This window comes from Cellulomonas fimi (genome assembly GCF_028527925.1).
Lineage (GTDB): Bacteria > Actinomycetota > Actinomycetes > Actinomycetales > Cellulomonadaceae > Cellulomonas > Cellulomonas fimi_C.
Window position 1 is genome coordinate 1 of the sequence record NZ_JAPESW010000068.1, and the last position, 14,561, is coordinate 14,561.

At 75.5% G+C, this 14,561-nt stretch carries 14 protein-coding genes and 1 riboswitch; of the genes, 5 read left to right on the forward strand and 9 right to left on the reverse strand.

Annotation, left to right across the window (positions count from 1 at the left end; translation table 11 throughout):
- On the reverse strand, positions 1 to 394 hold a 394-nt coding region (locus tag OMK64_RS18715; protein ID WP_272729869.1), incomplete at its 3' end, for a DUF3017 domain-containing protein.
- Between the two features lie 36 nt (positions 395 to 430).
- Between OMK64_RS18715 and OMK64_RS18720 the strand changes: the two genes are divergently transcribed.
- On the forward strand, positions 431 to 1,735 hold the full coding sequence (locus OMK64_RS18720) for an NAD(P)/FAD-dependent oxidoreductase (protein WP_272729870.1): 1,305 nt from the start codon (positions 431 to 433) through the stop codon (positions 1,733 to 1,735).
- Between the two features lie 159 nt (positions 1,736 to 1,894).
- Here the strand turns inward: OMK64_RS18720 and purH are convergent, their stop codons facing one another.
- On the reverse strand, positions 1,895 to 3,538 hold the full coding sequence (gene purH / locus OMK64_RS18725; protein WP_272729871.1) for a bifunctional phosphoribosylaminoimidazolecarboxamide formyltransferase/IMP cyclohydrolase: 1,644 nt from the start codon (positions 3,536 to 3,538) through the stop codon (positions 1,895 to 1,897).
- Positions 3,539 to 3,572: 34 nt separating this feature from the next.
- Positions 3,573 to 3,661: riboswitch (ZMP/ZTP riboswitch) on the reverse strand.
- Between the two features lie 70 nt (positions 3,662 to 3,731).
- Positions 3,732 to 4,406: a phosphoribosylglycinamide formyltransferase gene (gene purN, locus OMK64_RS18730; protein WP_272729872.1), complete on the reverse strand. Its 675-nt coding sequence runs from the start codon at positions 4,404 to 4,406 to the stop codon at positions 3,732 to 3,734.
- A 108-nt stretch (positions 4,407 to 4,514) separates the two neighbouring features.
- Here purN and OMK64_RS18735 point away from each other — a divergent pair, with 108 nt between their 5' ends.
- Positions 4,515 to 5,132, forward strand: coding sequence for a hypothetical protein (locus tag OMK64_RS18735; RefSeq protein ID WP_272729873.1), 618 nt, complete (start codon positions 4,515 to 4,517; stop codon positions 5,130 to 5,132).
- Between the two features lie 12 nt (positions 5,133 to 5,144).
- Here the strand turns inward: OMK64_RS18735 and OMK64_RS18740 are convergent, their stop codons facing one another.
- From OMK64_RS18740 to OMK64_RS18755, 4 genes are all read right to left on the reverse strand, one after another.
- Complete coding sequence (locus OMK64_RS18740; RefSeq protein ID WP_272729874.1) at positions 5,145 to 6,446, reverse strand: cell division protein PerM; 1,302 nt, start codon at positions 6,444 to 6,446, stop codon at positions 5,145 to 5,147.
- 155 nt (positions 6,447 to 6,601) lie between these two features.
- Positions 6,602 to 7,483, reverse strand: coding sequence for a succinate--CoA ligase subunit alpha (gene sucD / locus OMK64_RS18745; RefSeq protein ID WP_272729875.1), 882 nt, complete (start codon positions 7,481 to 7,483; stop codon positions 6,602 to 6,604).
- A gap of 32 nt (positions 7,484 to 7,515) precedes the next feature.
- Positions 7,516 to 8,697 carry an ADP-forming succinate--CoA ligase subunit beta gene (sucC, locus tag OMK64_RS18750; RefSeq protein WP_272729876.1) on the reverse strand — a complete coding sequence of 394 codons (1,182 nt, stop codon included), beginning with the start codon at positions 8,695 to 8,697 and terminating at the stop codon, positions 7,516 to 7,518.
- A 157-nt stretch (positions 8,698 to 8,854) separates the two neighbouring features.
- Positions 8,855 to 9,223, reverse strand: coding sequence for a TraR/DksA family transcriptional regulator (locus tag OMK64_RS18755; RefSeq protein WP_272729877.1), 369 nt, complete (start codon positions 9,221 to 9,223; stop codon positions 8,855 to 8,857).
- 56 nt (positions 9,224 to 9,279) lie between these two features.
- Here OMK64_RS18755 and OMK64_RS18760 point away from each other — a divergent pair, with 56 nt between their 5' ends.
- The 3 genes from OMK64_RS18760 to OMK64_RS18770 all read left to right on the forward strand — a co-directional run bounded on the left by OMK64_RS18760 (position 9,280) and on the right by OMK64_RS18770 (position 10,849).
- Positions 9,280 to 9,957 carry a nucleoside/nucleotide kinase family protein gene (locus tag OMK64_RS18760; RefSeq protein WP_272729878.1) on the forward strand — a complete coding sequence of 226 codons (678 nt, stop codon included), beginning with the start codon at positions 9,280 to 9,282 and terminating at the stop codon, positions 9,955 to 9,957.
- A gap of 143 nt (positions 9,958 to 10,100) precedes the next feature.
- Positions 10,101 to 10,310 (forward strand): RNA polymerase subunit sigma-70, encoded by a 210-nt coding sequence (locus tag OMK64_RS18765; protein ID WP_272729879.1) that lies wholly within the window; start codon positions 10,101 to 10,103, stop codon positions 10,308 to 10,310.
- Positions 10,310 to 10,849, forward strand: coding sequence for a Clp protease N-terminal domain-containing protein (locus OMK64_RS18770; RefSeq protein WP_272729880.1), 540 nt, complete (start codon positions 10,310 to 10,312; stop codon positions 10,847 to 10,849). The genes OMK64_RS18765 and OMK64_RS18770 overlap by 1 nt, the downstream gene beginning before the upstream one ends.
- A gap of 411 nt (positions 10,850 to 11,260) precedes the next feature.
- Here the strand turns inward: OMK64_RS18770 and pcrA are convergent, their stop codons facing one another.
- Both pcrA and OMK64_RS18780 read right to left on the reverse strand, forming a co-directional pair.
- The gene (pcrA, locus tag OMK64_RS18775; RefSeq protein WP_272729881.1) at positions 11,261 to 13,819 is read right to left on the reverse strand and encodes a DNA helicase PcrA; all 2,559 of its coding nucleotides are present in this window, start codon (positions 13,817 to 13,819) and stop codon (positions 11,261 to 11,263) included.
- A 127-nt stretch (positions 13,820 to 13,946) separates the two neighbouring features.
- On the reverse strand, positions 13,947 to 14,429 hold the full coding sequence (locus OMK64_RS18780; protein WP_272729882.1) for a DUF456 domain-containing protein: 483 nt from the start codon (positions 14,427 to 14,429) through the stop codon (positions 13,947 to 13,949).
- Positions 14,430 to 14,561: the final 132 nt, after the last annotated feature.

Genomic DNA, 14,561 nt, shown 5'->3' on the forward strand with positions numbered 1-14,561 from the left:
GCGGCAGCGAGTGCGCGAGGACGGCGAGGCAGAGCGCGCCGCCGAACAGCACGACCAGGTCGATCGGCTTGGACCGCACGGAGATCGCGACCGGGCCGGGCGAGGGCCGGACCGCCCGCACGACGCCGCACACCGCCATGACCCCGGCGAGCGTGTAGGCACCGGCGGTCGCGCCGACGACGAACGCGACGACGACGGAGACGAACACACCGGCGCTGGTCCACCACAACGACGCGTTGCGCGCGGCGTCGAGCGAGGCGCGCGCGATCGCGCGCGGGTCGAGGGGCGCCTCCTCGACGGGGATCGGACCGGTCGACGGCGGCACGTCGGGCTCGGCCGACGACGACTCGTGCGTCATCCGCGGCCACTGCGGTCCGACCCGCTCCTGCACCATCGATCAGCCTCCCGACGGGAGACTACCGTTGCGCGGGTGACGTCCTGGACCCCCGCCGCCGCGTCCGAGCACATCAGCGCCGCGCGGACGGCCCCCGGTGCGGCGGACGCCGCGCAGGTCCCCCCGCGCGACGTGCTCGTCGTCGGGGCGGGCCTCGCCGCAACGCAGACCGTGGCCGCGCTCCGCGAGCACGGGTTCGACGGGCGCGTCGTGGTGCTGGGCCGCGAGGGCGTCGCCCCGTACGACCGCCCCCCGCTGTCCAAGCACCTGCTCGACCGTCCCGCACCGACCTGGCTCACGGACGAGGTCGGCGCGGACCTCGTGGCGCTCGCCGACGAGGTGCACCTCGCCAGGCCGGCCCGCGGCCTCCGGGTGGGCGGCGAGCGCCCCGCGGTCGCGACGGACGACGGGGAGGTCACGGCCGACGCGGTCGTCGTGGCGACCGGGGCCCGCGCGACGCTTCCAGCCGGGTGGCAGGCCGCGCTCACGCTGCACACGTGGGCCGACGCCGAGGCGCTCCGCGCGGTCGTGGGTGCCGGGCGTCGGCTCGTCGTCGTCGGTGCGGGCTGGATCGGGGCGGAGGTCGCGGGTGTCGTGGCCGCCGCCGGCGGGGACGTCACCGTGGTCGAGGCCGCGTCGACGCCGCTGTCCGCCGCGCTCGGTGCGCACGTCGGCGCGCTCACCGCACCCTGGTACGCGGCCGCGGGCGTGCGACTGCTCACCGGTGCGCAGGTCGTCGACGTCCGGCCCGACCGGGTCCTGCTCGCCGACGGCACCGAGCTCGTCGCCGACGCGGTGCTCGCGGCCGTCGGCGCCCGGCCGGCGACGTCGTGGGTCGGCGACGCCCTGCCGCGGGAGCCCGACGGGGCCCTGCGCGTCGACGGGACGCTCGCGGTCGTCGGGGCGCCGCGGCACGTGCGGGCCGTCGGCGACGTCACGCTGCGCCGGTCGGCCCGGCACGGCTGGGTGCCCGGCGGCCACTGGGACGGCGCCCTGCGCACCCCGGCGGTCCTCGCGGCCGACCTGCTCGGCGTCGGCGGCCCTGTCGACGACCCCGCGCCGTACGTGTTCTCGACGCAGCTCGGGCACGAGCTCGCGCTGTTCGGCCTGCCCGGCCCGGACGACGACGTCGAGCTGCGCGGGGACCCGGCCGACGGTGCGGGCTGGAGCGTGCTGTGGTTCCGCCCGGGCACCGGGACGTGCAGCGCGGTGCTCACGGTGGACCGTCCGCGCGACGTGGGCGCGGCTCGCCGGCTGTTCGGCGGCGAGGCCCTGCCCGTGCTGGACCGCGAGACCGCGCGCGACGCGGGGCGCGGGCTGCGCGAGGCCGCGCTCGTCTGATCCGCCGGCCCTCAACCGCTCGGCCCGCAGCCGTGGGACCGCCGCCGTCGGCCGGCGGCCGTCGACCCCGGCGGTAGGCCCGCAGCAGTCGACCCTCCGAGGTCGCGGGGCGACGACGCGGCGCCGTCCGTCGAGCGGGCGGGCGCCGCGTCGTCGGCGTCAGTGCGCGAAGTGCCGCGTGCCCGTCAGGTAGAGCGTCACGCCCGCGGCCTGCGCCGCCGCGACGACCTCCTCGTCACGCACGGACCCGCCGGGCTGCACGACCGCGCGCACGCCGGCGTCGAGCAGCACCTGGAGCCCGTCGGCGAACGGGAAGAACGCGTCGGAGGCCGCCACGGCGCCGCGGGCGCGCTCGACGTCGCCCGTGTTGGCCCGCTCGACGGCGAGGCGGCACGAGTCGACGCGGTTGACCTGCCCCATCCCGACGCCCACGGACGCGCCGCCGTCGGCCAGCAGGATCGCGTTCGACTTGACCGCGCGCACCGCGCGCCACGCGAACACCAGGTCGGCGAGCGTCGCGTCGTCGGCGGCCTCGCCCGCGGCGAGCGTCCACGTGGTGGGGTCGTCGCCGGTGGCGTCGACACGGTCGACCTGCTGGACCAGCAGGCCGCCGGTGACCGCGCGCTGCTCGGTCGCGACGGCGGCGGCGTCGAGCGGCGTCACCTGCAGCAGGCGCACGTTCTTCTTGCGGGTCAGCACCTCGACGGCCTCGGGCTCGAAGTCCGGCGCGACGACGACCTCGGTGAACACCGGCGCGATCTGCTCCGCCGCCTGCACGGTCAGCGTCCGGTTGGTCGCGATGACGCCGCCGAACGCGGACACCGGGTCGCACGCGTGGGCCTTCGCGTGCGCGTCGGCGACGTCCGCGCCGACCGCGATGCCGCACGGGTTCGCGTGCTTGATGATCGCGACCGCGGGGGCGTCGTGGTCGTGCGCCGCGCGCCACGCCGCGTCCGCGTCGACGTAGTTGTTGTACGACATCTGCTTGCCGTGCAGCTGCCGCGCGCCCGCGAGGCCACGGCCCGCCGCTCCGTCGGCCGTGACGTACAGGGCCGCCGCCTGGTGCGGGTTCTCGCCGTAGCGCAGCACGTCGGACCGCGTCCACGTCGCGCCGGCGAAGGCGGGGAACGCGGGGGCGTCGTCGGTCGCGGGCTCGTCGGGCGCGTAGTCCGACGCGAACCAGCCGGCGACGGCGACGTCGTACGCGGCGGTGTGCGCGAAGGCCTGCGCCGCGAGGCGGCGACGCTCTGCGAGCGTGAAGCCGCCCGCCGCGACGGCCGCGGCGACGTCGTCGTACCGCGCGGGGTCGACGACGACCGCGACGCTCGGGTGGTTCTTGGCCGCGGCGCGGACCATGGACGGGCCGCCGATGTCGATCTGCTCGACGCACTCGTCGGGGCTCGCACCCGACGCGACGGTCGCGGTGAACGGGTAGAGGTTGACGACGACCAGCTCGAACGGTGCGACGCCCAGCTCCTCGAGCTGCGCGACGTGCTCGGGCAGCCGCGTGTCGGCGAGGATCCCGGCGTGCACGCGCGGGTGCAGCGTCTTCACGCGCCCGTCGAGGCACTCGGGGAACCCGGTGAGGTCCTCGACGCGCGTCACGGGCACGCCGGACGCGGCGACCGTGGCCGCCGTCGAGCCGGTCGACACGATCTCGACGCCCGCGGCGTGCAGCGCGGCGGCCAGCTCGGTCAGGCCGGTCTTGTCGTAGACGCTGACGAGCGCGCGGCGGACGGGACGGCGCGTGGCGTCGTCGGACGGGGCGATGGAGGCGGCGGGGGTGGCAGGCGCGGAGGACATCGGCAGCTCCCGGTCGGGTGGGTCGGTTCAGGGACCCAGGCACCCAGGCGGGCGGTGCGTGGCGGGGGCACTGCGGCCGCTCCCCGGTGGTTGCACCCACCTGCGCCAGTCACGACCGCGGACGAGTCTACCGGGCACCGGCGGGCGGTCCAGCGGCCCGGCGACCGGCCGGGCGCACCGCCGGGGAGGTGGCTCAGCCGCCGATGACCGCCGTCCGGCCGTCGACCCGCAACCCCTCGCGGGCGATCCGTCCCACGCACTCCACGAGGAGCCGCCGCTCGACGACCTTGATCCGCTCGTGCAACGACGCCTCGTCGTCGCCGGGCAGCACCGGGACGGCCTCCTGCGCGAGGATCGGGCCGCTGTCGACGCCCTCGTCGATGACGATGACGCTGCACCCCGTGACCTTCACGCCGTACGCGAGCGCGTCGCGGACCCCGTGCGCGCCGGGGAACGACGGCAGGAGCGCGGGGTGGGTGTTGATGATGCGACCGCCGAACCGCTCGAGGGACGGCGCACCGAGGATCTTCATGAACCCGGCCTCGACGACGAGGTCGGGGGCGAACACGGCCATGGCCTCCGCGACGCCGACGTCCCACGCCGCCCGGTCCGGGAAGTCCTTGAGCGACACCACCGCGGTCGGGACGCCCGCCTCGCGCGCGATGTCGAGCGCACGGATCCCGGGCCGGTCCGACACGACGCCGACGACGCGCGCGCCGAACGCGGGGTCATCGTGCGCGTCGAGCAGGGCCGCGAGGTTCGACCCGGTGCCCGAGACGAGGACGACGAGCCGGCCCGCGCTGCGCGTGGCGGGGCGGTCGTCCTGCGGGCCGGGACGGGTGGCGGTGGGGTCGGCGGGCGGCGTCACGCGCCGACCCTACCCGCGCCCGCGCGCCGCCCGTGACAGCCCTGGTGGCCGGGCCGTCGACCGCGGGCGACCGTGCCGTGCGCGCCCGCGGTGGGTGACAATGCGGGGGTGAGCAACCCGTACGCACCGCCCGAGGACCGACCGCGGGCCGCCGGGCCCGACCACGTCGACCCCTCCGCGGCCCGCCCGGGCAGCGCGCCGACGTCCGACGGGCCGCCCGCCGCGGACGCGTCGACGAGCGCTCCCGACGCTCACGGGACGGACCTCGCCGGGTCGTCGACGGTCCTGCGTCCGGTCCCGACCGAGGCCGAGCGGCGCGAGGCCGCCGCGGCACCTCCGGACCCGGCCGGGACGCTCAAGGCGGCCGAGCAGTCGCGCACGGTGGGCGTCCTGCTGCTCGGGTCCGTGCTGGTCGCGACGCTCCCGATGCCGTGGCGCATCGCGGCTGCGTTGTTCGCCCTGGCCGGTCTGGTGCTCGGCGTCCGCGCCCTCGTGACCGCGGTCCGGGCGCGCGCCCGCGGCGGGCTGCCCGCGATGCTCGCGGTGCTCGTCACGATGTCGGCCGTGTGGTCGCTCGCGGTGCTGACGGCGCTGTCGATCTCACCGCTGCTGCAGGAGCGCGAGGACTGCATGGCGGGCGCGCTGACCGTCACCGCGCAGAAGCAGTGCGAGCGCGCCTTCACGGACGGGCTGCAGCGCCCCACGCCGGGCAGCGACGCGGGCTGACGCCCCGGGAGGTCAGTCCTCGTCGGGGAGCGCGCCGTCCCGGTCCGGGACGCGCAGCAGACGCCGGAGGCCCGCTCGGACGAACGGGTCCCCCGGAAGCGCCACGAGCGCGGCCCCCACGAGGACGCCGAGTGCCACCGCCCCGCCGACCGCCCAGCCGTGCGCACCGACCGACGCCATGCGACCGGGCCCGGCGGCACCGCTCGCGAGCGTGACCAGCGTCGCGACGAGCACGCCGGCGGTCGCGGCCGTCACCCCGCACGCGGCGACGGTGTGCCAGCCGGTCGTCGGACGGACGCGTCGGTGCAGGTACCAGCCCGCGACGAGGCCGACGACGACCAGCACGACCGGCGCACCCGCGGTGGCCGGGCCGACGAGGTCGGGTGACGGCAGACCCCCGAGCAGCGGGACCGCGGGCAGCGGCGTGGGTACGACCTCCGTCGGGGAGAAGCGGCTGCCGAGCCCCACGGCGAACCCGGGACCGGCCAGCCACGCGAGCGCCCAGACGACGAGGTTCGGCAGGAACGCGAGCTCGGCGAACGCAAGCACGACACCCCCGACGGCGTCGAGGTTCAGACCACGCACGACGTCGCCGACGGTCGCGCGACCGGCGACGACCCACAGCGTCACGACGAGCGCGGACACCGCGACCAGCAGCGCGGCCGCGAGCACGCCCCCCGTGCCGCCGACGCGCGCCCACGGCGCGACGCGCGACCACGCCGGCCGGGTCAGCGCACGCAGCGAGGGCGCCTCCGGACGTCGCAGCAGCCCCGCCCCCAGCCCGAGGCCGCCGACCACGGCACCGCCGACGACCGCACGTGCGGCGGCCCCACCACCGCCGCCCACCAGGAGCGCGACGAGCCCGGCGGCCGCGGCGTAGGCGCCGACCGCGGCCGCGTAGGCCGACCGGGTCGCGACACCGGAGCGTCGCGCCGAGGCGTAGCAGGTGAACAGCGCGAGCAGGCTCACGCCGAGGGGCACGAGCGTCACGGCCGTGCCCGCGACCGTCACGGGCACGCCGTGCCCGAGCAGCCAGACCGCGGCCCCCACACCGACGGCCTGCGGCCACGCGACACCCGCGTTGCTCGGGTCGGCGGACGTCGCGACGAACGCCGCGACCGACGGGATCGTCAGCGCCGCCAGCGACAGGACGGCGGCCTGCAGCGCCGCGAGCGCGCCCGTCGCCCAGCGCGGGGCGCCGTCGAGGGCGCTCGTGAAGAAGGTGGACCGGTCAGCGCCTCCGAGGACGGTCCGGCGGCCCGGTCGGGTCGTCGTGGCGGGCGGTCGGCCCGTCCGCGGTCCTGCGGCGCTCATCCGGACATCGTCGCCGGAGCCGGACGTCTCACCCGGCACCTCGGCCCGGCGAGTCGGTCACTCGTGGCCGTGCCGAGGGGTCACGGGGCGCGCGGGAACCCGGACGCACGGAACCCCCGCACCCAGGAGCGGGTGCGGGGGTTCCGTGAGGTCGTTCAGGAGCGCGTGAGCAGCTCGCGCGCGAGCGCGGCGGTCTCCGACGGGGTCTTGCCGACCTTGACGCCGGCGGCCTCGAGGGCCTCCTTCTTCGCCTGCGCGGTGCCCGACGAGCCGGACACGATCGCGCCGGCGTGGCCCATCGTCTTGCCCTCGGGGGCGGTGAAGCCCGCGACGTAGCCGACGACCGGCTTGGTGACGTTCGCCTGGATGTAGGCCGCGGCCCGCTCCTCGGCGTCGCCACCGATCTCGCCGATCATGACGATGAGCTCCGTCTCGGGGTCGGCCTCGAACGCGGCGAGCGCGTCGATGTGCGTCGTGCCGATGATCGGGTCGCCGCCGATGCCGATGGCCGTCGAGAACCCGAAGTCCCGCAGCTCGTACATCATCTGGTAGGTCAGCGTGCCGGACTTCGACACGAGCCCGACCTTGCCGGCGCCCGTGATGTCCGCGGGGATGATGCCGACGTTCGACTTCCCGGGGCTGATGAGGCCGGGGCAGTTCGGGCCGATGAGCCGGACGCCCTTCTCCTGCGCGTAGGAGAAGAACTCGGCCGTGTCGGCCACCGGGACGCCCTCGGTGATGATGACGACGAGCGGGATGCCCGCGTCGACGGCCTCGACGACCGCGCCCTTGGTGTGGGCCGGCGGCACGAAGATGACGGAGACGTCGGCACCCGTCTTCTCGATGGCCTCGGCCACCGAGCCGAACACGGGGACGTCGACGTCACCGAACGACTGCGTCGTCCCGGCCTTGCGCGGGTTGACGCCGCCCACGACGTTGGTGCCCGACGCGAGCATGCGCGTCGTGTGCTTGGTGCCCTCGGAGCCGGTCATGCCCTGGACGATGACCTTGGACGCCTCGGTGAGGAAGATCGCCATGTCTGTCTGCTTCTCTCTGCTTCTCGAGGGTCTCAGGCGGCGGTGTGGGCCAGGCGGGCGGCCTCGTCGGCGCCGCCGTCCATCGTGTCCGCGAGCGTGACGAGCGGGTGGCCGGCGTCCGCGAGGATGCGGCGGCCCTCCAGCACGTTGTTGCCGTCGAGGCGGACGACCAGCGGCTTCGAGGCCTCGTCGCCGAGGATCTCGAGCGCCGCGACGATGCCGTTGGCGACCGCGTCGCAGGCCGTGATGCCGCCGAAGACGTTGACGAACACCGACTTGACCTGCGGGTCCGTGAGGATGATGTCGAGCCCGGCGGCCATGACCTCGGCCGACGCGCCACCGCCGATGTCGAGGAAGTTGGCGGGCTTGACGCCGCCGTGCGCCTCGCCGGCGTACGCGACGACGTCGAGCGTGCTCATGACGAGCCCCGCGCCGTTGCCGATGATGCCGACCTCGCCGTCGAGCTTGACGTAGTTGAGGTCCTTCTCCTTGGCGCGCGCCTCGAGCGGGTCGGCGGCGGCCTTGTCCTCGAGCGCCTCGTGGTCGGGGTGCCGGAAGTCGGCGTTCGCGTCGAGCGTGACCTTGCCGTCGAGCGCGACGATCTCGCCGTCCTCGGTGAGGACCAGCGGGTTCACCTCGACGAGGGTGGCGTCCTCGTTCTTGTAGACGAGCCACAGCTTCTGGAGCACGTCCGCGACCTTGCCGGCCAGCTCGGGCGCGAAGCCCGCGGCGGCGACGATCTCGTCGGCCTTCGCCTGGTCGATGCCCGTGCGCGGGTCGACCGCGACCTTCGCGAGCGCCTCGGGGCGCTCGACCGCGAGCTGCTCGATCTCCATGCCGCCCTCGACCGACGCCATCGCCAGGTAGCGACGCTCGGCGCGGTCCAGCAGCAGGGAGAAGTAGAACTCCTGGGCGATCTTCGCGCCCGCCGCGATCATCACGCGGTGCACGGTGTGGCCCTTGATGTCCATGCCGAGGATCTCGCCGGCCTTCTCGGCGGCCTCGTCGGCGGAGCGGGCGAGCTTGACGCCACCGGCCTTGCCGCGGCCGCCGGTCTTCACCTGCGCCTTGACGACCACGACGCCACCCTCGGCGGGCAGCAGGCGGGACGCCGCGTCGCGGGCCTCGTCGGGAGTCGTGGCGACGATGCCGCCGAGCACGGGCACCCCGTGCTTCTCGAAGATGTCACGTGCCTGGTACTCGAACAGGTCCACTTCGGTCCCGGTTCCTCTCGTCCGACCGGCCTGGCGCGACCACGGTCCGGCCGCAGCGCCGTCGCCGATCGTAGCCTTCGGGCGGAGATATCTTCACATCGAGAGATGTGGCGTGCGTGACGTCCCCGGTCACCGCGTCGGCGTCGGACTCCGGCCGTCAGCGTCGCCCGCCGGCCGCGCAGGTCACGCACGTCGTCGCCGTCGGGCGGGCCGCGAGGCGCTCGGCCGGGATGGGTCGACCGCACGACGCGCACGTGCCGTAGGTGCCGTCGTCGAGCCGCCGCAGCGCGCGGTCGACCTCCGCCAGCCGCTCGGTCGCCGCCGCCGCGAGCGCGTCCACCTGCGCGCGCTCGAACGCGATCGTCGCGCCCTCGGGGTCGTGCTCGTCGTCGGCGTTGCTGTCGCGCGACGCGTCGACGACGGCGGTGTGCTCGTCACGCAGCGCGTCCAGGCGACGCTCGGCCTCCCGCCGCACGTCCGCGAGCCGTTCCCGCACCTCGTCGTCGCGCGTCCCGCCTGCGTCCATGCCCCCACGGTGCCGCGCACCTCCGACATGCGCGCGTCGCCGGTACGGTCGCGAGCATGCCGCCGCACCCCGCCCCGACCGAGGTCCGCGTCCGCCTGCTCGACGAGCTCGCCGTCCGCGTGCCCGATCCCACGATGCTCGGGCGGCCGGTCCTGGTCGGGGTCGACGGCGTCGACGGCGCGGGCAAGACGGTCCTGGCCGACGAGCTCGCGGGCGCGCTGAGCGCTCGGGGCCGCACGGTCGTCCGCGCGTCCGTCGACGGCTTCCACCGTGCGGCCGTCGACCGGTACGCGCGAGGGCGACGCTCGCCGGAGGGGTTCTACCGGGACTCGTACGATCACGACGCGCTGGACCGCGAGCTGCTGGCGCCGTTCGCACCGGGCGGCTCGCGCCGATACCGGACGGCGGTGCGGGACGTGGTTTCCGACCGGTCCCTCGACGCGCCCCTGCGGACCGCGCCGGACGACGCGGTCCTGGTCGTCGACGGCATCTTCCTGCACCGTCCCGAGCTGGCCGCGTGGTGGGACTTCTCCGTCTTCCTGCGGGTGCCGTTCGACGTGACGTTCGCGCGGATGGCGGTGCGGGACGGCTGCCCGGCGGACCCGGACGACCCGGTGAACGCGCGGTACCGGGACGGGCAGCTGCTCTACCTCGCCGAGGTCGCCCCCGTGGACCGCGCGACCGTCGTGGTGGACAACGTCGACCCGGCCCGGCCGGTTCTCGTCCGCGGCTGATGCCCGGCGCGCCCGCGCCCGTCTCCCCTCAGCGCCGACGGCTCGCTCACGCGTGCCGAGCGGTCCGGTGCGGCGGCGCACGACCACCGGCTCGCACGTCAACATCGGTTGACACTCAGGCAGCGTCAACGTAAGTTGACGCCATGTCCAGCGAGCTCCTGACCGCCGCCGCGGGCGACGACCCTGCCGAGGGTCTGCGCGCCGTCCGCTCGCTGCGCGTCCTCGCCGACCGGCTCGAGGCGCTCCACGTCGAGCGCGCGCGCCGGCTCGGGTGGCCGTGGCAGCACATCGCCGACGCGCTCGGCGTCACCCGGCAGGCCGTCCACAAGAAGTACGGGAAGAGGTACCCCTGATGTTCGAGCGCTTCACCCGCGACGCCCGCGTCGCCGTCGAGCAGGCCCAGACGGTCGCCCGCCGGCTCGGCGCCGACCACATCGGCTCGGAGCACGTGCTGCTCGGCACGGTCGCGCACGGGGACGCCGTCGCGCACCGCGCGCTCGCCCGCGTCGGCGTCGAGCCCGCGACCCTCGAGCGCGCGGTCCGCGCCCAGTCCACCGACACCCTCGACGCCGAGGCCCTCGCCGGCCTGGGGATCGACCTCGACGCCGTGCGCGAGCAGGTCGAGGCGACGTTCGGAGCCGGCGCGCTCGACGCACCCGCTCCCGGCGGACGCCGGGGACACCTGCCGTTCGACGCCGACGCCAAGAAGCTGCTCGAGGTGTCGCTGCGCGAGGCGCTCCGCCTCAAGCACCGCCGGATCGACACCGGCCACCTCCTGCTCGCGGCCGCGCGTCTCGACACCGCGGGCTCCGGCCGGGCGCTCCTCGCCGCGGGGGTCGACCGCGACGCCGTCGAGCGTGCCGTGCAGGCCACCTGGGCCGACGCCGCCTGAGCACGGGGCGGTCAGGAGCAGCGACGTGCGCGACGACGGTGGAGGCGTCGGCGGTCGGCCGTCACCGCGGGACGTCGGAGCCGCGGCCGGCGCGTTCGCCGTCCTGGTGGTCCGCCGCACGCGTGCAGCGTCCTGGAGCGCGGCCGGCTCCGGCGGTCCCGGGATGCACCCACCGCGAGACGCCGCCGGCGGCAGTCGCGGCGACCTGTCGGTCGCACCGGCTCGGTGCGTCGACGTCCGGTCCGTCTGCCACGCGCGGGACAGCGCGGCGACGTGTGAGGACGTCGAGGCCCCGCCGGTACGTGACCCGTGGGACCCGCGCAACCCGCGTGACCGCGCAACCTTCCGTCAGGCCGGCGAGCCGGGCCCGCCTGCCAGGCGTGAGTCGGCACACCGCGGCACGGCGACGCGTCAGAGCTTGGTGACGGGCGAGTAGCGCAGCAGCAGCCGCTTGGTGCCCTCCGTGCCGAAGTCGACCTTCGCGACGGCGTTCGGCCCTGCGCCTTCGAGCCCGACGACCGTGCCGAGCCCGTAGGCGTCGTGCGTCACGCGGTCGCCGATCGCGAGCGTCGGCACGTCGCCGCGCGGCGTCGCCGACCCGAACTTGGCACCCGTCGACGGCAGGCTGGGCTTCGTCTCCTTCGCCCGCTCGGTCCGCCCGCCGGACCGGTAGCCGCCCGACCCGGAGCCCGAGCCGTAGCCGCCGGACCCGGCGCGGCCGGAACCGTAACCGCCGGACCCGAAGCCCGAGCCCCAGCCGCCGCGCAGCGACGACGTCGACGACTCGCGCCGCCGCCAGTCGACGAGCTCCTCGGGCAGGTCGTCGAGGAACCGGCTGGGCGGGAACTCGTTCGGCACACCCCACGCGGTCCGGACGGCGGCGCGCGAGATGTACAGCCGCTCGCGCGCCCGGGTCAGCCCGACGTAGGCGAGCCGGCGCTCCTCGGCGAGCTGGTCGGTGTCCGTCAGGGAGCGCATGTGCGGGAAGGTCCCGTCCTCCATGCCCGTGAGGAACACGACCGGGAACTCGAGGCCCTTGGCGGTGTGCAGCGTCATGAGCGTGATGACGCCCTGGTCCGGCTGGCGCGGCGCGTCCCCGTCGGCGTCGTCCCCGCCGTCGGGGGTCGGGATCTGGTCGGAGTCCGCGACGAGCGAGACGCGCTCGAGGAAGTCGGCGAGGTCGCCGTCGGGGTCGCTCTGCTCGAACTCCGTCGCGACGGCGTGCAGCTCGGCGAGGTTCTCGACGCGCGACGCGTCCTGCGGGTCCTCGCTGGCCCGCAGCTCGGCGAGGTAGCCCGACCGGTCGAGCACGGCCCCGAGCACCTCGGCGGGGCCGGCGCCCTGGAACGCGAGCACGCGCAGGTCGGACATCATCCCCGCGAACGACGACAGCCCGGTGATCGCGCGTGTGCCCAGCCCGGGCACCTCGTCGAGCCGGTCGAGCGCGGCGCCGAACGAGATGCGCTCACGCTCGGCGAACGACGCGACCATCGCCTCCGACCGGTCCCCCAGCCCGCGCTTCGGCACGTTGAGGATGCGGCGCAGGTTGACGTCGTCGTCGGGGTTCGCGATCGCGCGCAGGTACGCGACCGCGTCCTTGATCTCCTTGCGCTCGTAGAAGCGCGTGCCGCCGACCACCTTGTACGGCAGGCCGACGCGGATCAGCACCTCCTCGAGCGCGCGGGACTGCGCGTTCGCGCGGTAGAAGATCGCGACGTCCCCGGGCCGCACGCCGTCGGAGTCGCCGAGGCGGTCGATCTCCTGCGCGACGAAGCGCGCCTCCTCGTGCTCGGTGTCCGCGACGTACGCGACGATCTGCGCGCCCTGCCCCGAGTCGGTCCACAGCCGCTTGGGCTTGCGGCCGGGGTTGCGGCTGATGACCGCGTTGGCGGCGGACAGGATCGTCTGCGTCGAGCGGTAGTTCTGCTCGAGCAGGATCGTGCGCGCGTCGGGGTAGTCGGCCTCGAACTCGAGGATGTTGCGGATCGACGCACCGCGGAACGCGTAGATGGACTGGTCGGCGTCGCCGACGACCGTGAGCTCGCCGCGCGGCACCTCATCGCCGTCCGCGCCGGCCGCCGAGCCGCTGTGCCCGACGAGCTCGCGCACGAGCACGTACTGCGCGTGGTTGGTGTCCTGGTACTCGTCGACGAGCACGTGCCGGAACCGCCGCCGGTAGTGCTCGGCGACCGCCGGGAACCCCTGCAGCAGGTGGACCGTCGACATGATGAGGTCGTCGAAGTCGAGCGCCTGCGCCTGCCGCAGCCGCGCCTGGTAGCGCGTGTAGACCTGCGCCAGCGCGGTGTCGAAGTCGTTCGCCGCGCCCCCGCCGTTCGTCGCCGCGAACGTCTCGGGGTCGACGAGCTCGTCCTTGAGCGCGGAGATCTTCGCCGACAGCGCCTTCGCCGGGTACTTCTTGGGGTCGAGGTCGAGCTCGCGCGCGACGAGCGTGAGCAGCCGCTGCGAGTCGGCGGCGTCGTAGATCGAGAAGCTGGACCGGAGCCCGAGCGTCGCGGCCTCGCGCCGCAGGATCCGCACGCACGCCGAGTGGAACGTCGAGACCCACATGTTCCGGGCCGACGGCCCGACCAGGTGCTCGACGCGCTCGCGCATCTCCGCCGCGGCCTTGTTGGTGAACGTGATCGCGAGGATCTCGCCCGGGCGCGCCCGGCGCGTGGCCAGCAGGTGCGCGATGCGGTGCGTCAGCACGCGCGTCTTGCCCGAGCCGGCGCCCGCGACGATGAGCAGCGGGCCGCCGCTGTGGACGACGGCCTCCTTCTGCTGCGGGTTCAGCCCGACGAGCAGCGCGTCCGCACGCTCCTGGCGTCGGGCGTCGCGCTCCTGGGCGGCGTCGGCCTCGCCGCGCGGCGGCACGACGGCGGGCAGACCGGACGGCTCACCGGCCGTCCGGCGCGACGGGACGGCGCCACCGGGCACGGGCAGGGAGAGGCTCTCGAACAGCGATGTCATGACAGGACAAGCGTAGGCGTCGCCACCGACACCGAGGGACCGCCGCGCACAGGCGGGAGGCACCGGGCGGCGTCCCGCCGACGGGCGGCACGGGGGTCGAGCACCGTGCCGCGGACGGGCGGTCCGGTCAGGTGACGGCGAGCCCGGCGCCCCACGCGGCGGTCGTGACGAGCGCACCCGCGAGCTCGACGAGGATCGTCACGCCCGTGGCCTGCAGCGCGACGACCGTGGCCTTCCAGGCGGGCCCGTGCTCGCGCAGCCGGACCCACTCGGCCGCGTAGATGCCGACGACGAACCCGAGCGGCAGACCGACGACGGGGACGACGAAGAATCCGACCACGCCCAGCAGCCCGCCCCACACGAGCGTGCTGTTCGGCACACCGCGTCGCTGGAGGTGCCGACCCGCGAGCAGGTACTTGCCGACGGCGGCGAGCCCGGTCGCGAGGACCGCGACGGCGACCACGGTCCAGCCGGCCGCCCCGCCCGTGATCACACCCCAGGCGATGACGGCACCGGCGACGAGCAGACCGCCGGGCAGCACCTGGACGACGACCCCGAACAGCCCGACGAGCACGACGACGCCGATCAGGACCTCTCCGACGACACCCATGGCGGCAGACCTTAGCCGTCGTCAGGCCGCGCCGCGGTCCGAGGCCGCGGCGCGACCGTCACCGCGGGTCAGCGCCAGAGGACCGCGATCGCGACGTTGAGCACGGTGAGCCCGAGGACGCCGCCGAGCAGG